Origin of the sequence: Streptomyces sp. NBC_00306 (assembly GCF_036169555.1) — a bacterium.
GTDB classification, from domain to species: domain Bacteria; phylum Actinomycetota; class Actinomycetes; order Streptomycetales; family Streptomycetaceae; genus Streptomyces; species Streptomyces achmelvichensis.
Genome location: NZ_CP108032.1, coordinates 3,767,616 through 3,791,135 on the forward strand (window position 1 = coordinate 3,767,616; position 23,520 = coordinate 3,791,135).

The 23,520-nt window shown below is 71.3% G+C and carries 26 protein-coding genes and 1 pseudogene; 8 read left to right on the forward strand and 19 right to left on the reverse strand.

The genetic code is table 11. The features are described 5' to 3' along the window. Positions 1–835 precede the first annotated feature (835 nt). The gene (locus OHA05_RS16670; protein WP_313945569.1) at positions 836–1,330 is read right to left on the reverse strand and encodes a YbjN domain-containing protein; all 495 of its coding nucleotides are present in this window, start codon (positions 1,328–1,330) and stop codon (positions 836–838) included. Beyond that, on the reverse strand, positions 1,323–2,663 hold the full coding sequence (gene mshA, locus OHA05_RS16675) for a D-inositol-3-phosphate glycosyltransferase (RefSeq protein WP_313945568.1): 1,341 nt from the start codon (positions 2,661–2,663) through the stop codon (positions 1,323–1,325). Before mshA ends, OHA05_RS16670 begins: the two co-directional genes overlap by 8 nt. A 150-nt stretch (positions 2,664–2,813) precedes the next feature. Between mshA and OHA05_RS16680 the strand changes: the two genes are divergently transcribed. The 3 genes from OHA05_RS16680 (at position 2,814) to OHA05_RS16690 (ending at position 6,436) form a co-directional block, all read left to right on the forward strand. Next, a complete protein-coding gene (locus OHA05_RS16680) occupies positions 2,814–3,596 on the forward strand; it encodes a class I SAM-dependent methyltransferase (RefSeq protein ID WP_313945567.1) in 783 nt (260 codons plus the stop codon). A gap of 177 nt (positions 3,597–3,773) precedes the next feature. Next, positions 3,774–4,844, forward strand: a complete 1,071-nt coding sequence (locus tag OHA05_RS16685) for a C40 family peptidase (protein ID WP_313945566.1) — start codon at positions 3,774–3,776, stop codon at positions 4,842–4,844. A gap of 269 nt (positions 4,845–5,113) precedes the next feature. Continuing rightward, positions 5,114–6,436: a PP2C family protein-serine/threonine phosphatase gene (locus OHA05_RS16690; protein ID WP_313945565.1), complete on the forward strand. Its 1,323-nt coding sequence runs from the start codon at positions 5,114–5,116 to the stop codon at positions 6,434–6,436. Positions 6,437–6,481: 45 nt separating this feature from the next. Here OHA05_RS16690 and OHA05_RS16695 read toward each other — a convergent pair whose 3' ends face one another. The 3 genes from OHA05_RS16695 to OHA05_RS16705 form a co-directional block, all read right to left on the reverse strand. After that, on the reverse strand, positions 6,482–6,817 hold the full coding sequence (locus OHA05_RS16695; RefSeq protein WP_313945564.1) for a DUF2516 family protein: 336 nt from the start codon (positions 6,815–6,817) through the stop codon (positions 6,482–6,484). Between the two features lie 117 nt (positions 6,818–6,934). Further along, positions 6,935–7,525, reverse strand: a complete 591-nt coding sequence (locus OHA05_RS16700; protein WP_328861042.1) for a hypothetical protein — start codon at positions 7,523–7,525, stop codon at positions 6,935–6,937. 25 nt (positions 7,526–7,550) lie between these two features. Then, positions 7,551–7,985: a helix-turn-helix domain-containing protein gene (locus tag OHA05_RS16705; protein ID WP_313945562.1), complete on the reverse strand. Its 435-nt coding sequence runs from the start codon at positions 7,983–7,985 to the stop codon at positions 7,551–7,553. Positions 7,986–8,362: 377 nt separating this feature from the next. On the opposite strand from OHA05_RS16705, the gene OHA05_RS16710 reads away from it, so the two are divergent. After that, positions 8,363–8,842 (forward strand): DinB family protein, encoded by a 480-nt coding sequence (locus OHA05_RS16710; protein WP_443043836.1) that lies wholly within the window; start codon positions 8,363–8,365, stop codon positions 8,840–8,842. Positions 8,843–8,899: 57 nt separating this feature from the next. Here OHA05_RS16710 and OHA05_RS16715 read toward each other — a convergent pair. Further along, positions 8,900–9,109, reverse strand: a pseudogene (locus tag OHA05_RS16715) (helix-turn-helix domain-containing protein); the annotation flags it as partial. A 39-nt stretch (positions 9,110–9,148) separates the two neighbouring features. Further along, the gene (locus tag OHA05_RS16720) at positions 9,149–9,934 is read right to left on the reverse strand and encodes a TetR/AcrR family transcriptional regulator (RefSeq protein ID WP_313945558.1); all 786 of its coding nucleotides are present in this window, start codon (positions 9,932–9,934) and stop codon (positions 9,149–9,151) included. Between the two features lie 104 nt (positions 9,935–10,038). Between OHA05_RS16720 and OHA05_RS16725 the strand changes: the two genes are divergently transcribed. Continuing rightward, positions 10,039–10,983 carry an ATP-binding cassette domain-containing protein gene (locus tag OHA05_RS16725; protein ID WP_328861045.1) on the forward strand — a complete coding sequence of 315 codons (945 nt, stop codon included), beginning with the start codon at positions 10,039–10,041 and terminating at the stop codon, positions 10,981–10,983. Beyond that, positions 10,976–11,755, forward strand: coding sequence for an ABC transporter permease (locus OHA05_RS16730; RefSeq protein ID WP_328861046.1), 780 nt, complete (start codon positions 10,976–10,978; stop codon positions 11,753–11,755). Before OHA05_RS16725 ends, OHA05_RS16730 begins: the two co-directional genes overlap by 8 nt. Here the strand turns inward: OHA05_RS16730 and OHA05_RS16735 are convergent. The 3 genes from OHA05_RS16735 to OHA05_RS16745 all read right to left on the reverse strand — a co-directional run bounded on the left by OHA05_RS16735 (position 11,723) and on the right by OHA05_RS16745 (position 14,809). Further along, a complete protein-coding gene (locus OHA05_RS16735; protein WP_328861047.1) occupies positions 11,723–12,814 on the reverse strand; it encodes an aminoglycoside phosphotransferase family protein in 1,092 nt (363 codons plus the stop codon). The genes OHA05_RS16730 and OHA05_RS16735 overlap by 33 nt on opposite strands. A 235-nt stretch (positions 12,815–13,049) precedes the next feature. Next, positions 13,050–13,778 carry an HAD family hydrolase gene (locus OHA05_RS16740; protein WP_328861048.1) on the reverse strand — a complete coding sequence of 243 codons (729 nt, stop codon included), beginning with the start codon at positions 13,776–13,778 and terminating at the stop codon, positions 13,050–13,052. 149 nt (positions 13,779–13,927) lie between these two features. Further along, the gene (locus OHA05_RS16745) at positions 13,928–14,809 is read right to left on the reverse strand and encodes a winged helix-turn-helix domain-containing protein (RefSeq protein ID WP_328861049.1); all 882 of its coding nucleotides are present in this window, start codon (positions 14,807–14,809) and stop codon (positions 13,928–13,930) included. 228 nt (positions 14,810–15,037) lie between these two features. Between OHA05_RS16745 and OHA05_RS16750 the strand changes: the two genes are divergently transcribed. Next, positions 15,038–15,205, forward strand: a complete 168-nt coding sequence (locus OHA05_RS16750) for a hypothetical protein (protein ID WP_313945551.1) — start codon at positions 15,038–15,040, stop codon at positions 15,203–15,205. 152 nt (positions 15,206–15,357) lie between these two features. Here OHA05_RS16750 and OHA05_RS16755 read toward each other — a convergent pair whose 3' ends face one another. From OHA05_RS16755 to OHA05_RS16765, 3 genes are read right to left on the reverse strand one after another with little or no spacing between them, the layout of a single operon-like run. Further along, on the reverse strand, positions 15,358–16,602 hold the full coding sequence (locus tag OHA05_RS16755) for a GNAT family N-acetyltransferase (RefSeq protein ID WP_328861050.1): 1,245 nt from the start codon (positions 16,600–16,602) through the stop codon (positions 15,358–15,360). Positions 16,603–16,626: 24 nt separating this feature from the next. Then, on the reverse strand, positions 16,627–17,592 hold the full coding sequence (locus tag OHA05_RS16760) for an asparaginase (protein WP_313945549.1): 966 nt from the start codon (positions 17,590–17,592) through the stop codon (positions 16,627–16,629). A 43-nt stretch (positions 17,593–17,635) separates the two neighbouring features. After that, positions 17,636–18,235 carry an RsiG family protein gene (locus OHA05_RS16765; protein ID WP_313945548.1) on the reverse strand — a complete coding sequence of 200 codons (600 nt, stop codon included), beginning with the start codon at positions 18,233–18,235 and terminating at the stop codon, positions 17,636–17,638. A 149-nt stretch (positions 18,236–18,384) separates the two neighbouring features. Between OHA05_RS16765 and dtd the strand changes: the two genes are divergently transcribed. Then, positions 18,385–18,822: a D-aminoacyl-tRNA deacylase gene (gene dtd, locus OHA05_RS16770; protein ID WP_313945547.1), complete on the forward strand. Its 438-nt coding sequence runs from the start codon at positions 18,385–18,387 to the stop codon at positions 18,820–18,822. 54 nt (positions 18,823–18,876) lie between these two features. On the opposite strand, the gene ygfZ is transcribed toward dtd, so the two are convergent. From ygfZ to OHA05_RS16800, 6 genes are all read right to left on the reverse strand, one after another. After that, positions 18,877–19,860, reverse strand: coding sequence for a CAF17-like 4Fe-4S cluster assembly/insertion protein YgfZ (gene ygfZ / locus OHA05_RS16775; protein ID WP_313945546.1), 984 nt, complete (start codon positions 19,858–19,860; stop codon positions 18,877–18,879). Positions 19,861–19,870: 10 nt separating this feature from the next. Beyond that, complete coding sequence (locus OHA05_RS16780) at positions 19,871–20,308, reverse strand: Fur family transcriptional regulator (protein WP_313945545.1); 438 nt, start codon at positions 20,306–20,308, stop codon at positions 19,871–19,873. Continuing rightward, entirely contained in the window at positions 20,302–20,817 is a 516-nt protein-coding gene (locus OHA05_RS16785) for a response regulator (protein WP_328861051.1), read from the reverse strand. Before OHA05_RS16785 ends, OHA05_RS16780 begins: the two co-directional genes overlap by 7 nt. A gap of 99 nt (positions 20,818–20,916) precedes the next feature. Continuing rightward, entirely contained in the window at positions 20,917–21,489 is a 573-nt protein-coding gene (locus OHA05_RS16790; RefSeq protein WP_313945543.1) for an FABP family protein, read from the reverse strand. A gap of 248 nt (positions 21,490–21,737) precedes the next feature. Further along, complete coding sequence (locus OHA05_RS16795) at positions 21,738–22,721, reverse strand: hypothetical protein (protein ID WP_328861052.1); 984 nt, start codon at positions 22,719–22,721, stop codon at positions 21,738–21,740. Further along, the gene (locus OHA05_RS16800) at positions 22,718–23,410 is read right to left on the reverse strand and encodes a hypothetical protein (protein ID WP_328861053.1); all 693 of its coding nucleotides are present in this window, start codon (positions 23,408–23,410) and stop codon (positions 22,718–22,720) included. The genes OHA05_RS16795 and OHA05_RS16800 overlap by 4 nt, the downstream gene beginning before the upstream one ends. Positions 23,411–23,520: the final 110 nt, after the last annotated feature.

Here is a 23,520-nt window from a genome sequence, read left to right on the forward strand (position 1 = left end):
GCTTGAGGCGGGCCCGGGTTCTTGAGCCTCGGGTCCTTGCCGGGCGTCGGGTGCGGGGGCAGCCCGGGGGCGTCGGGTCCTTGTCCCGCGTCGGGTCCGGGGGCCCTCCGGGCTCGACTCCTCGGGGTCGGCGGCGCACAGGTCCCTTGCATCAAGCACCCAGGTTTTACCGCCGATCCCCTGCGGGGACGACCCTGCACGCCCCCTGCATGCGGTCGAGGACGCACCCCGTTGATCCGCACCCGGAAGCGAACCCGAGCCTGTCCGGGGCAGCCGATGAGATGCGGCACGAAGCTGCCGCAGGCGGCGGGCGCTTGAGCCTCGGGTCCTTGTCCCGCGTCGGGTCCGGGGGCCCTCCGGGCTCGACTCCTCGGGGTCGGCGGCATACAGGTTCCCTGCATCGAGCACCCAGGTTTTACCGCCGATCCCCTGCGGGGACGACCCTGCACGCCCCCTGCATGCGGTCGAGGACGCACCCCGTTGATCCGCACCCGGAAGCGAACCCGAGCCTGCCCGGGGCAGCAGGTGGGATGCGGCACGAAGCTGCCGCTAGGGGGCGTGGGGCGCAGCCCCGCTGAATCCCCTCTTCACCCGCACCGAACAGGTGCATGCGGCCCGGGTCCTTGTCCGACGTCGGGCGCGAGACGCACCCCGTTGCCGTGCGGGCACGCGCGACCCGAGCCGGTTCGGGGCAGTGAATGGGCGGGGGCGCGAAGCTGCCGGACCCGTACCGGACAGGTGTCGGCCGGCACTCGCGGCGCGAAGCTGGCGCGCTGAGCGGGGCGTGGGCGCCGGCCCCAAAACCCTTTGGACCGCACCCCCGTCGCGCGGGGAACTACCCCTTGCCGGTCAGGTTCGTGAACGCGTCCAGGTTGCGCGTCGACTCCCCCCGCGACACCCTCCACGCGTACTCCTTGCGGATCGCGCTCGCGAAGCCCAGCTCCAGCAGCGTGTTGAACGCGCCGTCCGACGCCTCCAGGACCGAGCCCAGGAGGCGGTCCAGTTCCTCCGGGGTGATCACGGAGAGCGGGAGCGTGCCCGTCAGGTAGATGTCGCCGAGGGTGTCGATCGCGTAGCTCACCCCGTACAGCTTCAGATTCCGTTCGAGCAGCCAGCGGTGGACCGCCGCGTCGTTCTCGTCGGGGTGGCGGATCACGAACGCGTTCACCGACAGGGCGTGCTTGCCGACCCGCAGGGAGCAGGTCGTCGACAGCTTGCGGGTGCCGGGGAGTTGGACCACGTACGTGCCGGGTGCCGGGTTCTCCCACGCGAGGTCCGCGTCGCCCAGGGTCTTCTCGATGATCTCCGCGGCCTGCCGTAGGTCAGCCATGGTGCGAGCGTACCCGCCGGCGGTGTTCGTACATCGCCGCCGTGTAGACGTCGGCCGTCGCCGATGCCGCGGTGTCCCAGCCGAAGGACTCCGCGTGGCGGGCCGCCGCCGCGCCCATGCGTCCCGCGAGGTCCTTGTCCGCCAGCAGGCGGTGCAGCGCCTGCGCGTAGTCGGCCGGGTCGTGGCCGGGGATCAGGAGGCCGGTGATCTCGTCGCGTACGGCGACCGGAAGGCCGCCGACCTCCGCCGCGATCACCGGCGTGCCGGTGGCCTGCGCCTCGATGGCGACGAGGCCGAAGGACTCGCTGTAGGAGGGCATGACCAGGGTGGACGCGGCCCGGAACCAGTCCGCGAGGGTGTCCTGGCCGACCGGCGGGTGGAAGTGGACGACGTCCGCGATGCCGAGGCGCGCGGCCAGTTTCTGGAGGCCTTCGGGCTTGGCGAGGCCGCTGCCCGAGGGGCCGCCGACGATGGGGACGTAGACCTTCGAGCGCAGCGAGGGCTCGCGGTCCAGGAGGAGTGCCACCGCGCGCAGCAGGATGTCGGGGGCCTTCAGGGGCTGGATGCGGCCCGCGAAGAGGGGGACGAAAGCGCCCTGCGGCACCCCGAGGCGGGCGCGCGCGGGTCCGCGGCCGTCCAGCGGACGGAAGCGGTCCAGGTTCACGCCGGGGTGGACGACCGCGACCTTCGCCGGGTCCGCGTCGTAGAACCGGACGAGTTCGTCCGCCTCCTCCGCGGTGTTCGCGATCAGACGGTCCGCCGCGTCGACGATCTGGGTCTCGCCGATGACGCGGGAGGCGGGCTCGGGTGTGTCGCCGTCGGCCAGCGCCGCGTTCTTGACCTTGGCCATGGTGTGCATGGCGTGCACCAGGGGGACGCCCCAGCGTTCGGCGGCGAGCCAGCCGACGTGGCCGGAGAGCCAGTAGTGGGAGTGCACGAGGTCGTAGTAGCCGGGCCGGTGACGCGCCCACGCCTGCATCACGCCGTGGGTGAAGGCACAGAGCTGGCCGGGCAGCTCCTCCTTGGCGAGCCCTTCGTAGGGGCCGGCGTCGACGTGGCGTACGAGCACACCGGGGGCGAGTTCGACGCGGGGCGCCAGTCCGCCGGTGGTGGCCCGGGTGAAGATCTCGACCTCGATGTTGATCGCGGCGAGCCGCTTGGCGAGCTCCACGATGTAGACGTTCATACCTCCCGCGTCGCCCGTCCCGGGCTGGTGCAGCGGTGAGGTGTGGACGCTGAGCATCGCGATCCGGCGCGGCTTGCGCTGGCCGCCGGGGAATCGGATGCGCGGCGTCACCAGGCTGCTGCCGAGGCGGGAGACGTACTGGCTCACGTCGGTTGTCCTCCTCGATCCGGGCACGTCAAACAGCGGGCACGGGGCCCTGCCAGCCAGCTACAACAGCGGACTCTTCTCTTCCATTTCCCGCCTCCCCCTGCTTTGCCAAATCATTACCGTCACCTCGGCGCGTATACCCTCGCTGGCATGACCCGTCCCGTCGGCACCGCGACCCGCGGGACGACCAACCCCAACCGGCTGCGCCGGATGGACCGCTGGATCGCCGCCACCCACGGCGCCGCTCTGCGCCGCAGCGAGCGGCCGGTCGCCGTCGACCTCGGATACGGCGCCGCCCCCTGGACCGCCGTCGAACTGCTCCAGCGGCTGCGTACGGCCGACCCCCGCTGCGAGGTCGTCGGCATCGAGATCGATCCGGCGCGGGTCGCGGCGGCGAAGCCGTACGAACGCGCGGGGCTCACGTTCCGGCACGGCGGCTTCGAGGTGCCGGCGGACCGGCCACCCGCGCTGATCCGCGCGGCGAACGTGCTGCGCCAGTACGACGAGGGCGAGGTCGCCGCCGTCTGGGCCCGGCTGTGCGCGCGCCTCGCGCCCGGCGGTCTGCTCGTCGAGGGCACCTGCGACGAGATCGGACGGCGGCACGTGTGGGTGGCGCTCGGCCCCGAAGGGCCGCGGACGGTCACCTTCGCGGCCCGGCTGGCCTCCTTGGAGCGCCCCTCGGACCTGGCGGAGCGCCTCCCCAAGGCCCTGATCCACCGCAATGTGCCGGGCGAGCCGGTCCACGCCTTCCTGCGCGACTTCGACCGCGCCTGGGCGGCCGCCGCTCCCTACGCCTCGCTCGGCGCGCGGCAGCGCTGGGCCAGGGCGGTGGGTGAACTGGCGTCCGACTGGCCGCTGTCACAGGACCGGCGGCGGTGGCGGCAGGGGGAAGTCACGGTGAACTGGGCGGCACTGGCACCCAATTCCGGGTGAAACCTGCGCCCGCGGGGAACGCGCGCACCTGATCGTTCGTCCCTGTGAAGTGGGTGTGATCTCCCGAATGGCTCTGTCGCTTTGACGGAGGCCGTGGCACCATCGCGACATCACGCACCAAGTTACTGACGGTAAATCAGGTTTCCTGGCCTACGCCCGGGTTACGGAGGGGAAGTCGTGAACCGACGCCACTGTGCCACTGCCGCGATCACTCTGGTCTGCGCTCTGACCGTGCTGGCGTCATCAGGACAGGCTTTCGCCGCCACCGCCGCGCCCGAACCGCCGCCCTCCGCCGGCGCGCCGGCCGTGCCGAAGAAGACGCTGGAGCAGGTCCGCCTCGAACTCGACACCCTCTACCGGCAGGCGGCGTCCGCGGCGGACGCGTACAAACTCGCCGAGGAGAAGGCCGAGAAGCAGTCGGCCGAGATCGTCAGGCTGGCCCAGGAGACCGTCAAGGTCCAGGCGCGCGTCGACGACCTGAAGAACCGCGCCGGCGCGGCCGCCCGCGCGCAGTACCAGGGCGGCGGGCTGCCGGCCGAGGCGCAGTTGGTCCTCACGGACGACCCGGGCCTCTTCCTCGACGGCATGGGCCGGATCCGGCAGAGCCAGAAGGCGACCAAGGACCTTCTCGGCGAACTGACCCGGGCACAGGCCGATTTGGCCGCGTACTCGAAGGACGCCAGCGCCCACTGGAAGACGCTGGAGGCGCACCGCGTCAAGCAGGCCGCCGCCAAGAAGAAGATCGACGGCAAGATCGCGGCGGCCAAGAAGATAGAGGACCTGCTGGAGAAGGAGGAGCGCGCGCGCCTTCTCGAGCTGGAACGGCAGGCGGAGTACAAGGCGCAGACCACCTGGCTGAGTTCGGGCGTGCTCAAGGGAATCGGCGGCGCGGCGACCCAACAGGGCAAGAAGGCGGTGCGGTTCGCCACCGCCCAGATCGGCAAGCCGTACGTCTGGGGCGCCGAGGGCCCGGGTTCGTTCGACTGCTCGGGACTCACCTCGCAAGCGTGGTCGGCGGCCGGCCGGGGCATCCCGCGCACCTCGCAGGAGCAGTGGCGGCTGCTGCCGCGGATCGACATCAAGGACATGCGGCCCGGCGATCTGATCATCTACCACGCCGACGCCAGCCATGTCGGGATGTACATCGGCGACGGCGCGATCGTGCACGCCCCGCGCCCCGGGCGGAATGTGACCCTCGCGGGGGCGGGTTCGATGAAGATTCTCGGAGTCGTACGCCCCGACAAGTGAGCACTCGCGGCCGCGTTGCGCCCCGGCACTTGAGCACGTGACCTGCGCCACCACCGGGCCCATGGGGCCAACAGGCCCGTCGATCATGCCCAGGGCGTGATGTTCGTCATGGCCCCGGCGTCAACTACCTCCCCATGCGCGGCATATGCCACCGGCTCTATGTCCTTCGCCATTCCGCTACGGCCGGGGCTACCGCTATGGTCCCCGTCGGGCGGGACGTCGATCGTCGTCCTGCCGCGCCCTCGGGGGGAGGGAAGGAAACCGAGTCAATGCCCGTACCCGTACCGCGACAGAGGAACGTCCCCGTCGCGGAGACCGCGCACGGCGGCGCCGCCGGCGGCGCCGGAGTCGTCGGCCGCCGCGCCGACGGCGGCCTCGGCGGCTCCACAGGCGTACCCGGTGGCGGCAGCGGCGTCAGCGGCGGCGACCTCACGCTCCTGGTGATCGAGGACGACCCTGCGGGCTCCTTCTCCGTACCCGAGCTGCCCGACACGGCCGGCGCCCGCGTCAAGGTCCGCAGCGCGCGCAACCTCACCGAGGCCGCACGCCTGCTCACCGACGACGTCCACTGCATCCTGGTCGACCTCGCCCTGCCCGGCACCGGCGACGAGCCGCTCTCGCCGCTGAAGCACGTCCTGCGGCTCGCGCCGCGCCACGCGGTCCTCGCCCTGACGACGTCGGGCGACGCCCAGCGCGCGGCCGAGGCGGTGCAGCTGGGTGCCCAGGACCATCTCTTCCGCGACGAGCTCGACGCCCGGCTGCTCAGCCGGGCCGTGCGGTACGCGGTGGAGCGCAAGCGCGCCGACACCGCCCAGATGAAGCTCGCCGAGTCCCGGCTGCGCGCGCAGGAGAACGCCCGGCTGGAGCGCGGTCTGCTGCCCACTCCCCTGCTGGAGGGCTCGAACCTGCGGTTCGCCGCCCGCTACCGCCCCGGCCGTTCCCGGGCCCTGCTCGGCGGTGACTTCTACGACACCGTCCGCACCCCGGACGGCACGGTCCACGCGATGATCGGCGACGTCTGCGGGCACGGCCCGGACGAGGCGGCCCTCGGTGTGGAGCTGCGCATCGCCTGGCGTGCGCTGACCTTCGCGGGTCTGTGCGGGGACGAGCTGCTCTCGACGATGCAGCAGGTGCTGGAGCACGAGCGGGAGAGCGACGAGATCTTCGCGACGCTGTGCACGGTCGACATCGCCCCCGACGGCCGTCGGGCCGGACTGTGCCTGGCGGGCCATCCGTCGCCGCTGATCGCCCGCAAGGGCAAGGCCGCGCAGCTGCTGCCGTACGAGAACGGCGGCCCGGCGCTCGGTCTGCTGCCGCGCGCCCGCTGGCCGCGCCGCCAGGTGGAGCTGGGCGGCGCGTGGAGCCTGATGATGTACACGGACGGGCTGATCGAGGGCCGGGCCGGGCCGGGCGAGAAACAGCGCCTCGGCCAGGAGGGCATGCTCGACATGATCAACCGGCAGCTGGGCGAGGGGCTCGAGGGCGAGGCGCTGCTGGAGTCGGCGGTGTCGGAGGTGCGCGACCTGAACGGCGGCGACCTCACGGACGATGTGGCGGTCCTGCTGCTGAGCAGGGACCGGCAGACGGCCTGAGCCGTCGCGCGGCGGGCTGCGACGGGGCTTCGGCTGCCCCGCGCGCTACCTGCCGCCGTTGTACGGGCCGTACGGGCCGTCGCTGCTGGAGCCGCCCCTTCGGCCGCCCCCGGACACCTGCGCGAGCGCGGGGCGCACGTCGACGAAGAAGACGATGCTGGCGATCAGTCCGGCGATCGACAGGAACAGCACGGACACGAACAGGTTCACCGCGACCGTGATGCCCAGGATGATCAGCCAGAAGTTCTTCGTCTGCTTGTCGGCGGCGGTGTAGGCGTCCTTGCGGGCCAGCGCGGCCATGATCAGAGCGGTCACCGAGGTGACCAGGAAGACCAGGTCCAGCACCAGCCAGAGTGTGAAGTCGAATCCCGCGCGCAACATGGAGTACCGCCTCGTGAGTCGTTAGGAGCGCCTCGCCGCCAAAGCTATCGGGAGAACGGGCCGGACACCTCAATGGTGCCCGGCCCGTTTTCTCCGTACGCCGTTGCCGGCGCTGTGCTACTTGGCCGGCGGCGTGGCCGTCTTCTTCGGCGCGGGCTTGCGCGGGCCGGTCTTCTTGGCGGCCTGGGCCGGCGGAACGGCCGCGGCGACCGGGGTGGACTTCGCCCCGGCCGGCTTCGCGGCCTTCGGCTCCGGGTCCGGCTCGACGGCGACGGCGATCTCGTTGATCTCCTCGGCCGCCTCGCCACGCCAGGTCTTCACGGTCTGCTCGCCGTGCTCGGCGACCTTCTCGTACGCCTCGCGGGCCTTGACGGCGTACTCGGCGGCGACGCCGACGCTGCGCAGGGCCAGGTCCTGGGCGCTCTCGCCCAGCTTCTTCAGGTCGGCGTCGAAGGTGCCGAGCACCTCGGTGACCTTGGCCTGGACGGTCGCCTGGGCCTCCTTGGCCTGGACGGAGACCTTCTCCTGGACAGCCTTGGGGTCGGTGTTGCGCACGGCCTCGATGCGGCTCGGCGCCTCGGCGCGGAGCTGCTCGAGCAGCGCGGGGACCTTCTTCGCCTGCTGGACGGCGAGGTCGGCCGTGCCGGCCGCGAAGTAGAGGGGGGTCGGGTCGGTGAGGGTCTTGCGCAGGTCATCGGTGATGGCCATGACTGTGGTCCTCCCGGAACGCAGATCAGTGTGAGGGTGGGTCGGCAACACTGCCGTCGGCCGTGCGGGGCCCTTCAACGTCGGTGTCCTCCGTGACCGCGCCGTCCTCGGTCTCGAATCCGTTCTCCTTGCGGAAGGACTCGTAGATCTGGAGCAGTACGGCCTTCTGGCGCTCGTTGATCGAGGGGTCGGCCAGGATGACGGCACGCGTCTCCAGCTCATCCCGATCCCGCTCATCGAGAATCCCGGCCCGCACGTACAGCGTCTCGGCGGAGATCCGCAGGGCCTTGGCGACCTGCTGCAGTACCTCCGCGCTCGGCTTGCGCAGCCCGCGCTCGATCTGGCTCAGATACGGATTGGACACCCCGGCGGCATCGGCGAGCTGCCGCAGGGAGAGCTGCGCCGTGCGCCGCTGCTCCCGCAGGTACTCACCGAGACTGCCGACGTTGAGTGATGCCATGCTTCCGATGGTGCACAGTCGCGCTAACTATTGCAAGCAACTGCTTGCAATAGTGTTCCACGCAACACCCGTACGGCCCTGAGGGACGCCTACCCGGCGGCGGGCGACTCGCACTTCCGAGCCTGCCAGAGGTCGCGGGAGATCCGGCGGTACGCGCCCGGAAAACACCACGGACCGCACGATTTCGGCCGCTCCCCCGGGCCACTCGCCGCCCGGGGTGCGGCCTGCCGACGCTCGCCCCGCTCCCCGCCCCGATAACCCCGTGCCCTCCGTCACCCGCCCTGCCACCATGGTCCGGTTCACGCCGCCGGGTCGGTGCCCTCGGCACCGATTCCCCGAAAGGACCCACCGTGACCGACGACCGCATCGACCCGCCCATGCGGGGGGACGAGCGCGAGACGCTGCGCGCCTACCTCGACTACCACCGGGCGACCCTTGCCATGAAGACCGAGGGACTCACCGACGACGAGCTGCGCCGCCGGTCGATGCCGCCGTCGGCCCTCACCCTGCTCGGGCTGGTGCGGCACATGGCGGAGGTGGAGCGCACCTGGTTCCGCCGGGTGATCAACGGTGAGGACATTCCGCTCGTCTGGTCGGACGAGGGCGACTACCAGGTGGCGTACGACGCGAACGGGTCCACCGGCGCGGAGGCGTTCGCGGCCTGGCGGACCGAGATCGACCACGCGCGCCGGATCGAGAAGGCGGCCGAGTCCCTCGACGTGACCGGCTACCAGGCGCGGTGGGGCGAGGACGTCTCACTGCGGCTGGTGATGCTGCATCTGATCCACGAGTACGCGCGGCACAACGGCCACGCCGACTTCCTCCGCGAGGGAATCGACGGAACAGTCGGCGCCTGACCGCGCCACCGGTCCCTACGTGCCGAGTTCGCCCGGCAGCGGACGGGTGTGCAGGACGTCGTGGTCGGCGAACCGGTGGAGCGCCAGGTCCTCCTTGGCCGGGAAGTAGCGGAAGAGCGTGGGCTTGGAGACGTCGGCCGCCGCGGCGATCTCGGCGACGGAGACCGCCTCGAAGCCCTTCTCCAGGAAGAGCGCGATCGCGCCGTCCGAGATCGCGCGGTACGCCTGCTGCTTCTTGCGCTCCCGCAGGCCCGTGCCACCGCTCATGGGCCCGAGCCTACGCACCGTCCCGCGCGGCCGCGGTGATCACCCCGCCGCGCACGGGCCCGCTCCGCCCCGCCTGCGGATCAGGGCCTCGACACCGTCCAGGATCGTCTCCAGCCCGAAGGCGAAGTCGGACCCCGGCTCGTCCGGCTCGAACATCGCCGTGGACTCCATCAGCTTGGCCACCGACGGATAGCGGACGGGATCCGCCAGTCGCTTCACGGTGTTGGCCCAGCCGCGCATGGCCTCCTCCGGACCGGCGCCGCTCCTCGCGACCGCCGCCGCCAGATCCGCCATCAGCAGCGCCTCGTTCCGCACGAAGCCGCCGACCAGCATGATCACCGAGATCTTGTCGCCCTCGTCCAGCCCCGTGCCCTCCAGCGCCGCGAGGCCCTGGTCCCACCAGGCGACCGAGTTGGGCGTGGCCGGCGGGCCGGAGATGGGGATGCGCAGGGCCCACAGATTGCGGTGGAAGACCTCGCGCTGCGCGCTCGCCCAGGCCGCCGTCGCCTCCCGCCAGTCCGCGTCCGGGCCGGGCGGCTCGGGGGGCATACCGACGACCGCCTCCTGCATCAGGATGTAGAGCTCGTCCTTGGCCGCGACATACCGGTACAGGGACATCGTCGAGACGCCCAGCTCCTTGGCGACCCGCCCCATCGACACGGCGCCGAGCCCCTCCGCCGCCGCGAGGGCGACCGCGGCCGCGACGATCCGTTCCAGGCTGAGTCCGGGTTTCGGACCCTTCGCGGGACGGTCCCGCAGGCCCCACGCCGCCTCGATGCTGGCCGGCAGCCCGGTACCGCCGCCGTCGCCGCTGGTGTCCGTCATCGCTCTCCGCCTCGCTGCCCCGTTCCGCCTTGACGCACATCCTAGTAATGCGTAACCCTTACACAGTATCGCGTATGGCATACGCATTAGAGGGGGAGTCCGTCATGAACCAGCCAGCCGCCGTCGAGGCCACCGGCCTCGTCAAGGCGTACGGGAAGGTCGCAGTGCTCCACGGCATCGATCTGCGGGTCGAGGCGGGCAGCGTCTTCGCGCTGCTCGGCCCGAACGGCGCGGGCAAGACCACCGCCGTCCGCATCCTCGCCACCCTCACCACCGCCGACGCCGGAGATGCGCGCGTCGCCGGGTACGACATCGTCCGCGAACGGACGCGGGTGCGCCGGGCCATCAGCCTGACCGGCCAGTTCGCGGCGATCGACGAGAAGCAGACGGGCGAGGAGAACCTCCGCATGATGGGCCGTCTGAGCGGACTGTCCCGCCCGGCCGCCAAGCGGCGGGCCGCCGAACTCCTCGAACGGTTCGGCCTCACGGACGCCGCCCGCCGCCGGACCGTCACCTACTCCGGCGGGATGCGCCGCCGCCTCGACCTCGCCGCCGGACTCGTCGGCCGGCCCGAGGTGGTCTTCCTCGACGAGCCGACGACCGGCCTCGACCCGCGCAGCCGCGCCGAGTTGTGGCAGGTGGTGCGCGAACTGTCCGCCGGGGGCGCGACGGTGTTCCTGACCACGCAGTACCTGGAGGAGGCCGACCGGCTCGCGGACCGTATCGCGCTCGTCGACGGCGGCAGGCTCGTCGCGGAGGGCACGGCGGACGAACTCAAGGCCAGGGTCGCGGGCCACCGCCTCGACCTCGTCCTCACCGACGCGGCGGCGTATCTGCGGATCGAGTCCCGCGCACCGGGCCGCTCCGTCCACCGCTCCCCCGAGACCCTCACCGTCGGCTTCCCGACGGACGGAACCGCCGCGGAGGTCCGCGCCCTGCTGGACGAACTCGACCCGCAGCGGCGCGACATCGTCCGCTTCTCGGTCCGGCAGGCCACGCTCGACGACGTCTTCCTCACTCTGACCGGCAAGGAGCCCGCCCATGTCTGACGCCCTGAGGCGTACGGTGACGCCCGCGCTGACCGCCGCCATGACGATGTCCGGCCGCAGCATCCGTCTCAGCCGGCGCAACATCGACGCCGTCATCACCTCGATGATGCTGCCGCTGATGATGATGGTGGTCTTCATCTACTTCTTCGGCGGAGCCATCGACACCGGGACGGCGTACGTGACGTACGTGGTGCCCGGGATCCTCGTCCTGTGCGCGGCCTTCGGCGCGTCGACCACCGCGGTGGGGGTGAGCGAGGACATGAAGGGCGGCATCATCGACCGCTTCCGCTCCCTGGACGTCGGCGGCACGGCGATCCTGACGGGTCATGTCGCCGCCAGCACCCTGCGCAACCTGCTCTCCACGGCCCTGGTCCTCGCGGTCGCCCTGCTGGTCGGCTTCCGCCCCTCGGCCTCCCCCGCGGCCTGGCTGGCGGCCGGCGGCATCCTGATCGCGTTCCTGATCGCGATCTCCTGGCTCGCGGCGGCGGTCGGCCTGCTGGCGAGAAGCCCGGAGGCGGCGGGCGGCTTCACCTTCTTCATGTCGTTCCTGCCCTACCCGAGCAGCGCGTTCGTCCCGATCGACACGATGCCGGGCTGGCTCCACTCGTTCGCGGACCACCAGCCGGTGACCCCGCTGATCGAGTCCCTACGCGGCCTGCTGCTCTCCCAGCCGGTGGGCACGACACCCTGGGCGGCACTGGCGTGGTGCGCGGTGATCATGGCGGTGGCGACGGGGGCGTCAGGGGTGCTGTTCCGGATGCGGACGCGGTGAGGATTTGAGCCAGTCGGCATAGGCGGCGATCACCCGGTGCAGCGAGGGGACGGCGGTCAGCCGGAGCGGTTCGCGTGCCGCGACCAGGGCCCGGTGGACCCGGTTCGCCGCGTCGTGGAACTCCGGGCCGGTGGCGTCGGGCCGGGCGCTGATGGTCTGGGCGGCCCGGACGATGTCCGTGATCACGGACTGGACGCGTTTGTAGTCGAGCAGATGCGGCAGGTCCTTCTCCCAGCCCCGGGTGGCCCCGGTGCCGTCCAGAGCGTCCGCCCACAGCCGGGCGACGCGGGCCTCCTGGCCCGCCGTGTAGCGCATCAGATGCAGGTGGGTGGCCAGTTCGTAGAGGGGGTCACCGATCAGGGCGAGCTCCCAGTCGATGGCCCAGAGGTCGCCGGACAGGTCGACGATGAAGTTGTCCCGGTGCAGGTCGCCGTGGAGCAGGCTGAAGGGCCGGTCCGTCATCGCCCGGTGGCCCCCAGGCCTGAGCGCCTCCAGGGCGTCGGCGCTGACGTCGAACGCCGTGAACAGCTCGCCGTACTCCGGGTAGTACCGGCCGAGCACGTCCTCGGTGGTGAATCCGATGAGCCGGTTCAAAAAGGCGCCCGAGTCCCCGGGCAGCACACCGTGGTCCTCGTGTCCGCCGGTGCGCCGCAGTCCGTGGAGGTCGTCGGCCGGTACGGCGGCCAACTGCCGGAACAGCAGACCGAGCTGGCGCAGCTGGCGCTCGGTCGGGGAGCGCCGGCCCAGTGGGCCGCCTTCGATGAAACCGGTGAGGACGACGCCCGGAAGGACCTCGTCCTGGACCGGGATCCGGTCGATCCGGTCCTGAAGGATCGCCAGGAGCTCGTCCTCGACCTCGAAGCAGCGGCTGTCGAACCACACCACGTCCGGACGCCGCACTCGCAGCTTGCCCCGCTCGAAGCGGCCCTTCAGCGGGACCGGCAGGGGAAAGGCGTACGTCTCGTGGTGATGGCCCTCCAGCGGTCCGATGACCAGCCGGTCGTCGCGGCTCAGCGCGCCGGCCTGCCGGCGAACCTCCGAAGCCGCGTCCACTGTCATCGCTGGTGCCCTTGATGTTCCGGATCAGGAAGTGATTCGAGGAAGTTATCCGTCCAGGCAGTGCCAGGGCGGCCTTTTCGGCAAAGCCCCGCCCCCGCACAGCCTGAACTCACCCGCTCGAAGCACACTCGAGGCGCCGGGTACCCCGCTCAGTCGCTCGAAGCGTGCTGCGAAGTTAATACAGCAGCGGCGGCCACCCTGGGACCATCTCCCGAAACGTGGCCGCACTTGGCCGCTAGTCGACCGGAAGGCCCGCCCCGATCCCGTCGAGCACCGGCAGCAGCTCCACGATGGTGGAGACGATCCCTCCGTCGCTCGCACCCGCCGCGATCAGTTCTCGGCGCTTCCTGGTGTGGGGCGCGTACCCGAGGAACGGCACCCCGAGTTCTGCCGCGGCCAGACAGTCCGCTGCCGAGTCCCCGATCATCAGGGACTCGGCAGGAGTCGAACCGGTCGTCTCCAGGGCCCGGCTCAGACAGTGCGGGTCGGGCTTCATCCGCAGCGGGTCGGCGACGCGGCCGTGTATGTGCTCGCCGAAGAAGTCGGCGAGACCGGTGCGCAGGAGGTAACCCTGGGCCGCGCGCGCCGAGTTGTTGGTGGTGACGGCCAGCCGGAAGCTCGCCGCGCCGAGACGGCGTATCAGTTCGTCCACGCCCGCGGTCGGCGCCGCGCTCAGGGTCGCGGTCACCTCCAGCGAGGTGAGGTGGCGCTCCATCGACGTCACCAGCTCACTGCCGGGGTACTCGACGGCCGCGGCCCGCAGCCAGGCGAGCGGATCGTCGACGGCCTGCGGCTGCGGCACACCGGCCGGCATGTTCCGCGCGATCCACTGCCGCAGGTCGCGGGCCACGTCGGACGCCGCGTGCCCGGCGAAGAGGTCGCACACGGGCCCGTCGAAGTCGAACAGCACGCACTTGGCGGCGGCGAAGAGGCCAGGCACAGCGGTCGGGTGCGAGTCGGTCACATCGCTCCGTCCGTCGGGGCAGGTGGGCAGGTCCGGACCGGCCGGTGCCGTCTCCCATACTGCCCGCAACACCGTTGCCGGACCGGGTGGTTGACGAGGAGGGCCGGTCGCCCGGATCGCACCGGGCTCCTCGCAGGGCGGCCGTCGGGTCAGCCGGCGAGGGTGATGTCCGAGGCAAGCGTGCCCCACAGGCCGTCGAACCAAGCCTGCGACTGGATCACAAAGGATTCGTCCCGCGCCTCACCGGCGCGCTCGAAGGCGAACAGCAGCGAGTCACTGCCGAGCGCGTCGTAGATCACGGTGGTGGTGTCGCCGATCTGCTCCTCGCGCTTCGTCACGGTGTAGTACGCGAACAAGGCTTCGGAGCCGTTCAGCAGATAGAGCTTCACGGGCGGGGTGAAGGGCAGCGCCTTCAGTGTGACGTCGACGTCGATGCCGCGGGTCGTACGCAGCGCCCGGAGGCTGGAGCGCAGGACCCGGCCGTGACTGTTGCGCAGCGACAGCCAGTGCTCGTGGACCTTGCTCTCGTCCGCCGCGTTCTCGGCGGGCCGGGGGAAGGCGAGGTCCAGATCGCGCGAGGGCAGCAGCAGCCGGACGGTCACGCTCTCGGGGGTGACCTGGCCCGAGCGCATCAGCTGCAACGGGTCGGCGAGCGCCAGATTCAGCGACTCGGCGGTCAGACAGATCGCGTCGATGGTCACATGCGGGGCCTGGAACGCCTCCATCACCCGCGGCCGCAGCCCGGCAGCCGTCTGCTGCGGTTCCGTCGAGGCCTCCGCCTCGCTCGGCGGCGCGATGCGCGCCGGGGCACCCCGGACTCCGGCGGTGAGCAGACCCGCGTTCCGGAGCAGGTCGAGCGCCTGACGGATCGCCCGGCGCTCGACGCCGAATTCGTCGGCCAGGATCTCCTGCGTGGGCATCCGCTCGCCGGCCCTGAGGCGGCCGGTCCGGATGCGCTCGGTCAGGATGTCGGCCACCTCGTGCGGCGAGGGCTTTCTGGTGCCGTTGAGTGCACTGTGCTCGTGGGTCACAACAGAACGCTACAACTTCTGACCATCTAGCGGGAGTTACCTGCAAGTTGTTTATGAACTGCAACCAAGTGGGGACAACTTCAATGAAGTTGGTCGCTACTTGGCCGGTCGGCCGACCCGCCCGGCTGTTCGTAGCTCCGCTGCTCCCCGTCCACCGTCGTACGGGTGCCGCGTGCGGACGAATCCGCACCTCTGCCGTTCCACTCCCCAGCCCGAGGAGGGATCGCCGTGCCCCTGATCGCCCTTTTTGTCGAGCAGTACGTGCAGCTGCGGTACGGCTTCGTCGCCGCCGTAGGGCTCGCTCTGCTGACCATCGGAGTCAAGGCCGAGAACGCCACCTGCGCCGGCATCGGCGGCATTCTCCTCATCACGCCCGCCATCAGCGCCGGCAGCTGACAGGCACAACTCCCCACGCACCACCGAGCGCACCGAGCGCAACCCCCGCCCGGACATCACCGCGCGAGCGGCCCCCGCGCCGCAGACGTCACAGGTGTCCGGGCACTCCATGCCCCTGACGTCGGAACGTGCCCGGGCACACCTCGCAGACCTCAGAAGACGTCCGGGCACCACGCGCGCCTCGACGTACGGAACACCCCGTCCGCCACCCGCGCCGCTCCCGCCGTGTTCTCCTCCACCCGGCCGAGCGCCGTCAGCCGTACCGCCGACTCGTCGCCCAGGTACAGCGTCCCCAACTCCGCGATGTCCAGGGTCAGATCCGGGGTGTCCGTCGACGGGGCGCAGGTCGCGCCCTCCGGGGACGCGTCCAGGCGGAAGCGGCCGCCCGCCAGGCCCATCCGGTCGTGGAGCTCCAGCACCAGCGTGCCCGAGCTTTCGTACGTACGGGCTTCCAGCGCCCGTACGACGTCCAGGATCCGCACCCACAGGAAGTCGGCGTGCGTCAGGATCCGCGCCGCCCTCGGGTCCGGGAGGAGCAGGGGGAGGAGGTCGTCCGGGGCGCGGCTGCCCGACTTCACCGTGGTGATCCAGTCGACCGAGCAGACGAAGTGCCACAGCGCGCGCTCCGCGCCCGGGGTGAGCGCCAGCAGTTCGCGTACCGACGCCGTGTTCAGCGGCTGCTTGGCGTCTCCCCAGCGGTCGTCCGCCCGGTAGGAGAGCAGGCCCTCGATCTCGCCGGACGCCGCGCGGTAAACGGCGTAGAACGGCTCGGTCCACGGGTCGCCCGGCGGCAGGGCCTGGCCCGTGTGGAGCTGCCACCAGCGCTCGTCGCGGCTCACGAAGCCCGGCTGCACGGCGGCGAGGCGCTGATGCAGTTCCGGACCGAGCTTGCGGACGTCGGTGCCGTCCACCAGGTCGACACGGCCGCCGTCGGACGGGCCGGACCAGCGCGGGTCGATACCCGTGCGCGGGACGTCGACGGACCACTCGGTGAGCCAGGCAGCGGGCCCGAAGCCGTACCGGCCGTAGATGGGGTACTCCGCGGCGATCAGCGTCGACACCACGTCACCGCGCTCCTTGGCCTCCGCCAGGTCCGCGGTCATCATCCGGCTGAGCAGCCCGCGGCGGCGATGGGTGGGGCTGACGGTGACGTTGGAGACGGCGTTCGCGGCCACCGTGCCGCCGCCGGGCACGGTCAGCCGCTGCTCGAAGGTGCGGTACGTCGCGACACAGCGGCCGTCGTCGAAGGCGCCCCGCACCCGGCTGAGATCCGTGTGCGCACGGCGCAGCACGATCTCCTCGTCGCTGATCGCGGGCGGACGCAGAAAGCCGGTGGCCAACGCGCGCAGCCAGTCGGGGTATTCGGACTCGGTCGCGATGCGGGTCTCGACGCTCATACACCCACGCTAAGCACGCGGCCGTCAGAAAGTCGCGCGAATTTCCCCGACCTCGGCCCCGCCGCCGAGCAGTGGCATCCGGCCGATCCTCGCCACCACCGGCGCGTCCACGCCCATCAGGCGCAGCGCCCTGGCCAGCACGGGCCCGAGCGCGCGGCTCCCGCCGTCGTCGACCTTGAAGGCCAGCGCGCGGCCGTCCTCCAGCGCCACCGCCTGCACGGCCTCGGCGCCCATCTTGGACAGCGCGCCCGGCACCTCCTGCATCAGCCAGGTGTCGGCCCTGCGGGTGCCCGCCACGTACTCCGGGTGCGCCCGCATCGCGTCGGCGACCCGTCGTTCGGCCGTGCCGGCGCCGGCGAGCACGAAGGAGCGGAAGGACCGGGCGAGCCCGGTGAGGCTGATCGCCATCAGCGGCGCTCCGCAGCCGTCGGTGCCCACCGCACCCACCTGCTCCCCGGAGGCGTCCTCGACGACCTCGTGCACCAGCTGCTGGAGCGGGTGCGCCGGGTCGAGGTAGGTCGTACGGTCCCAGCCTGCCCGGGCGCAGGCGGCGAGCATCGCGGCGTGCTTGCCGGAGCAGTTCATGGTGACCCGGTCGCGCACCTGCCCCGCGGCGAGGTACGTCTCGGCCTCGACCGGGTCCAGCGGCAGATCGGGCGGGGTCCGCAGCTCGTCCGCCGTCAGGCCGTGCTCGGCGAGCATCTTCCGTACGAGATCGAGGTGAAAGCTTTCTCCTGAGTGACTCGCGGCCGCCAGCGCCAGCCGCTCCCCCGAGAGGTCGAGCCCGGCCCGGAGGACGGCCGCGGCCTGCATCGGCTTGTTGCTGGAGCGTGGGAAGACGGGGGTCGCCGGGTCGCCCAGCGCGAACTCCACACTGCCGTCGGCCGCGAGGACGACGAGAGACCCTCGGTGATGGCCCTCGACGAAGCCGGAACGTACGACTTCGGCGAGGACCGGCGGTATGGCGGTGCTGGCGGAGGTGGAGCTCATCGTCGGCCTTCCGGGGCGGGAACCCGCTCCCGGCAGGGTCGCCTCAGGTGAGCAGGTCGTCTACTTGCGCTTCGCCCTCACGGTACCTGCGGGCGATCTCGGCACTGCAATCGTCCGCGGTGTGCTGCAGCAGCTGTCGGCGGCGCGACACCTGCTGTTCATAGCGGATCAGCTGTCCCATTCCCGCGTGCAGCTCTTCGTCCGTCCGGGCGTCGAGGTCGGAGAGCTCCACATCGGAGAGCATGTCGGCGGCGAGCCGCCGGTACTCCTCGCCGTGCGGCGTCGAGAGCGTCACATGGCGGGCGGAGGAGCGGTGCCGGGACGGGGTGTCGGCGAGGATCTCCGACAGCCGGTCCACGACCGGGGTCTCGGGATCCGTACGCCGCGCGAGCTCGGCCCGCAGGATGTCGATCCGGCCCTGGAGCAGCCGCCGTACATAGCTGAGGTCCGCCTCGTCGCGCTGGGCCTCACGGCGCAGCACCCGCAGCTCGGGCAGGCGCAGGGCGGGGAGGTCGTACTGCGGCGGCTCCGGCAGGGCGTCCGCGGTGCGCTGCTGGGGCGGGCGGGTCGCACACGCCGCCGCCGGCGGGAATGCGGGAATCGAAACGGGACCTGCCGTCTGCCCGGCGCCAGATGTACTCATGTGCGTATGTCCGTCCCCTCGACCGGTGCATGAGGTCTCCGCAGGCCCGGAAGGGCCGGGGGGATGCACCGCCTCCTGGCATCGTGCCACTCCCGAACCGTCCGACGCAGGCGCTCTGCACCCGTTCAGCCCCAGATAGGTTGGTCTGTATGCGTGCAGTGGTGCAGAGGGTCGACGGCGCGAGCGTCGACGTGACGGAGGAGTCCGGCTCCGAGACGGTCGGCGAGATCATCGGCGAAGGACTGTGTGTGCTGGTGGGAGTCACCCACGAGGACACCGAGGAGAAGGCGGCGCAGCTCGCCCGCAAGCTCTGGTCGCTGCGGATCCTGGAGGGTGAGAAGTCCTGCTCGGACGTGAATGCGCCCTTGCTGGTGATTTCGCAGTTCACTCTCTACGGGGACGCCCGGAAGGGCCGCCGCCCCACCTGGAACGCGGCGGCGCCGGGGCCGGTGGCCGAGCCGCTGGTGGACGAGGTGGTGGCGCAGCTGCGGGCACTGGGGGCGACGGTGCAGACGGGCCGGTTCGGGGCGAGCATGCGGGTCTCGCTCACCAATCACGGCCCGTTCACCGTACTGATCGAGATCTGACCGGCCGGCGGATTGCCGGGGCACGCGAGCCCGGCAGGTCCGAACGACAGACGCCTACGGCTCGACGACCGTCTCCTGAGCGGCCGCCGTGTCGCCAGCCAGCAGCTCCGCGTCCACCGGCACATTGCGCTTCACCAGCGCCAGCGCGATCGGGCCGAGCTCGTGGTGGCGGGCGGAGGTGGTGATGAACCCGAGCTTGCGGCCCTCCTCGCCGTCGGCCGCGAGCCGGATCGGGGTGCCGGGGCCGGGCAGATGGACCTCGCTGCCGTCCAGGTGCAGGAAGACCAGCCGGCGCGGCGGCTTCCCCAGGTTGTGGACGCGCGCCACGGTCTCCTGCCCGCGGTAGCACCCCTTCTGGAGGTGGACCGCGGAGCCGATCCAGCCCAGCTCGTGCGGGATGGTGCGGTGGTCGGTCTCGAAGCCGACGCGCGGGCGGTGGGTCTCCACGCGCAGGGCCTCGTAGGCCAGGATTCCGGCAAGAGGGCCGTTCGCGTCGGCGTACGACTCCAGGTCGGCGCGCGGCAGGAACAGATCGCGGCCGTGCGGGGTCTCGCGTACGACCACGCCGTTCGGGACCTCGGCGATGGAGCCGGCGGGCAGATGCACCACCGCGATCTCGGCGGTGCGCTCGGCGACCTCGACCCGGTAGAAGAACTTCATCGACTCCAGGTAGGCGATGAGCGCCTCCTCGGTGCCCGGCTCGACATGCATCCACACCGTCTCGCCGTCGTCGACGAGATACAGCGCGTGCTCGATGTGGCCGTGGGCGGAGAGGATCAGCGACTCGGTGGCCTGGCCCGCCGGAAGGTCGCTCACATGCTGCGTGAGCAGCAGATGCAGCCAGCTCAGCCGGTCGTCACCGGTGACGGCGACGACACCGCGGTGGGAGAGGTCGACGAGACCCCGGCCGTCCGCGAGGGCGCGCTGCTCACGGAACAGGTCGCCGTAGTGCGCGGCGACCCCTTCGTCGTGTCCCTCGGCGGGGACGGCGCCGGGCCGGGACAGCAGCGGGCTGGCTGTACGTGAATGTTGCAGCATGCGCACCAGCCTACGACTCGGTCGTCGAAGCCTCGGCAGAGCACTTCTCGCAGCGGCCGAAGATCGCGAAGTGCTTCATGTCGGTCTCGAACCCGAAGGTCTCGCGCAGCTTCGCCGTGAACTCGGAGGCGACCGAGACGTCCGCCTCGATCACGGTCGTGCAGTCGCGGCACACCAGGTGGATGTGGTGGTGCCGGTCGGCGAGGTGATAGGTCGGAGCGCCGTGGCCGAGATGGGCATGTGAGACGAGGTGCAGCTCCTCCAGGAGCTCCAGGGTCCGGTAGACGGTGGAGATGTTCACGCCGGACGCGGTCTTGCGCACCTCGGCGAGGATGTCGTCGGGCGTCGCGTGCTCCAGGGAGTCGACGGCCTCCAGGACAAGCTGACGCTGTGGGGTCAGCCGGTAGCCGCGCTGCCGCAGATCGCTCTTCCAGTCGATGCTCACCACGGGACCCAGTGTAGGTCCGCCGCGGAGCGTCGGACGGGGCTATGGGCGGGCGCCTCGGCCGACGGCCCGTCCGGGCGGTGCGGCTGCGCATCCGGGCGGTGCGGCTGCGCATCCGGGCGGGGAGGTGGGGCGTCCGTGTCCCGCGTGCGGCCGAGCAGGGCCCGGACCCGCAGCACCACCTCTTCGAGGCTGAACGGCTTGGCCACGCACGCGTCCGCCTCCCCCGCGGGCCCGGTGCAGCGGTCGGCCGCGCCCGGGGCGGTGAGGAAGAGGACCGGCATGCCGTGCCCGGCCCTGCGCATCATGCGGGCGATCTCGAATCCGTCGAGATCGGGCAGCAGCACGTCCAGCACGACCACATCCGGGGCACGGCCGCCGAGGCGCTGCATGGCCTCGATGCCGGTGGCCGCACAGCTGACGTCGAAGCCGGCGAGGCACAGCGTCTGGGCGAGGAGTTCACGGATGTCCGGCTCGTCGTCGACGACGAGCACGGCGGCGGCTCTGGTCACATTCCAGAGCTACCGGCCGTGCCTCAGAGGATCCTGAGAATCCTCTTCGGGTTGCTTGAGGATCGCGCCCTGCCCGAGGCGGGCCGCTCGGCTACTCGGCTACTTGAAGAAGGCGATGCCGTCGTCGGGGAGGTCACCGAGGTCCTTGGCCCAGGACTCGACCTGCTCCGGGGAGACGACCTTCTTCAGATGCGCCGACATGTACGGTCGCAGCGGCACCTCGGGCGTGGACTTCTCGCCCACCCACATCAGGTCGCTCTTCACATACCCGTAGAGCCGCTTTCCGCCGCTGTACGGGCCGGCGGACGCGGTCCGCGCGATCGCGTCCGTCACGAGATCGATCTGCGGCTTCTGGTCGGCGAGTTCGCCGTACCAGACCTCGACGACGCCCTGGTCGCGGACCATGACGACCTCGACCTTGCGGTCCTTGTCGATGCGCCAGTAGCCGTGCTCGCTCTCCAGCGGCCTGACCTTGTTGCCCTCGGCGTCCAGCACCCAGGAGTGCGAGACGTACTCGATGAAGTCCCGGCCGTCGTGGCTGAAGGTGACGGACTGGCCGAAGTTGCACTTCTCGGCGCCGGGGAAGTCGGAGACGCCCGCGCCCTCCCAGGTTCCGAGGAGGAAGACGAGGGGGACGAGGTCCGGGTTCAGGTCGGACGGAATCTCGATCATGAGCAGCTCAGGCGATCTGTAGTGATGGGGCTGTCGTCACAGGTCTCGGGCGGCACGGCCCCGTTCAGCGCTGACCCTGGTAGAGCTTCTTCACGGTCAGCCAGGCGAAGGCGGCGACGCCGACGCAGACCAGGACCAGAAGGGCTTCGAAGAATGCCTCAAGCACGGGGTGCTCCTCGGATGAGCGATGTGGCGGAACAGGGCCGGTGCCCAGCCTAATGGGTTGACGGTCCCGTCTCTCTGCGAGGTCAGCCGAGCAGCTGATTCTGCAGGACGACGGTCTGGTGGAAGGGGACCGCCGCGGACGTGCCCTTCCGGGACTGGACGATCAGCGCGACGGTGTCGCCGGCGGTGATGTAGGCGTGCCGCACATGCACCGCCCCCGGCTCCGACTCGCCGTACACATGGCGGTTCGTCGAGAGAATGTCTGCGGCGAAGGGGTAGGACTCGTCGACCGGAGCGACCTGATCCACCCCGTTCAGCGGCGCGACGGCCTCCGGTGCCCCGCCGAGATTCGTCGAGAAGAACCCCTCGGCGAACGCGACCGAGTGGAAACGCAGCAGATAGATCCGGGTGCTGGTGGAGTCCGCCATGGTCCAGCCCCGCGCCACGACGTGTCGCAGCCCTCCATCGATGAGGTCCTGTTCCAGGTCCTCGCGCTGGTGGTCGGGGAACTCGGCGAGGAAGCGGCCGGCGGGCACCCGGTCGCCCTTGAGCTGCTTGTCCGGGCGGGCCCCCGCGGGCAGCGGGAGCAGCAGTGAGCCCAGGTCCGCGTAGTGGATCTGGGCCTCGTTGGTCGGGTCGAACGGGTCGATCGCGCCGGCCGGCAGCACCGGCTTGGCGAGCTTCGGGTAGACCCAGCGGCCGTCGTCCTCGGTGGCGAGCCCGGGCACGTCGGTGCGCTCCTGCTCGGTGATGCCGTACGCGACGGCCGTTCCCAGCGCGGCGAAGACCACCGTGGCGGCGGTCCAGCGGAGCACGGTCCGCAGACGCCTCCGGCGCCCGGGCGCGGCGGGCGGGGCGGGGGCAGCGGGCGGAGCGAGCGCGGCGGGGACAGCGGGGACAGCGGGCGGGGCGGGGACAGCGGGCGGGGCGGGGACAGCGGGCGCCTGGGCCTCCGGAGCCTCCGCCTCCGGGGCCTCCGGCGGAACGCCGTCGTCGGCCTGCGGCGCGGTCAGCTCGGGCTCGTGCACGGATCGCACCTCGGGCGCCGTGCGGGTTTCGTCGATCACACGGACTCCCCGGGGGATTCGAGATGCTCCAGCTGGAGCCGCAGCAGTTCGGTGGCGGACGCGGTGTCCAGCGGCTTGAGGCCGTAGGCGTACACGTTGATCAGCGCATCGCCCTCGTAGGCGCTGCAGAACATCGCGTCGAACTTCGTCCTGGTGCTCTTCGGCGTCAGGAAGCATCTCGCGTTCTTGAAGCCGGGGACGGTGGGGCCCTTGCGCAGGACGCCGAGCGCGTCGACGAACTCGCTCTGGAACGCGGCGAGCTCCCGGCCGTCCTTCGCGTTCTCGATCTGCGCGAGCCGCATCTCGACGATCAGCCCCTGATCGAGGGCGACATAGCTGCGCACGGCGAGACCCTGGAGGCGCAGCTTGTCGATCGCCTTGTCACGGGCCTTGCGCTGCTCGGCCGGAAGGCCGCGGGTTCCTTCCTTGAACCGGACGATCGCCTGCTTCCTGCCCAGGACCGTGTTGTTGCCCAGTCCGTCGACGTCCGGTCCCAGCCGGTACTCGTCGGGCACCGGCGGCAGTTCGGCGGCGAGACCCGTCGCCTCGGCCGCCGGGTTCGCCGGCCGCTCAGGTGGATCTGCCCAGACCACGGTGGGTGCGGTTCGGTCCGCGTCGCCGAGCCGGTCGAAAGCCAGAACACCCAGGCCGGCGACCACGGCGAGGGCGAGGGTCCCCGACACCGCCACGATCAGTTTGGCGTGGACGCGCCGAGGCTCCCGGGCAGAGCCGAGGGTCTCGGGAAGCGGCTCCGGCGAGGCAGGCGCGGAGGGCGGCAATACGGGCGGAACCGGAACGG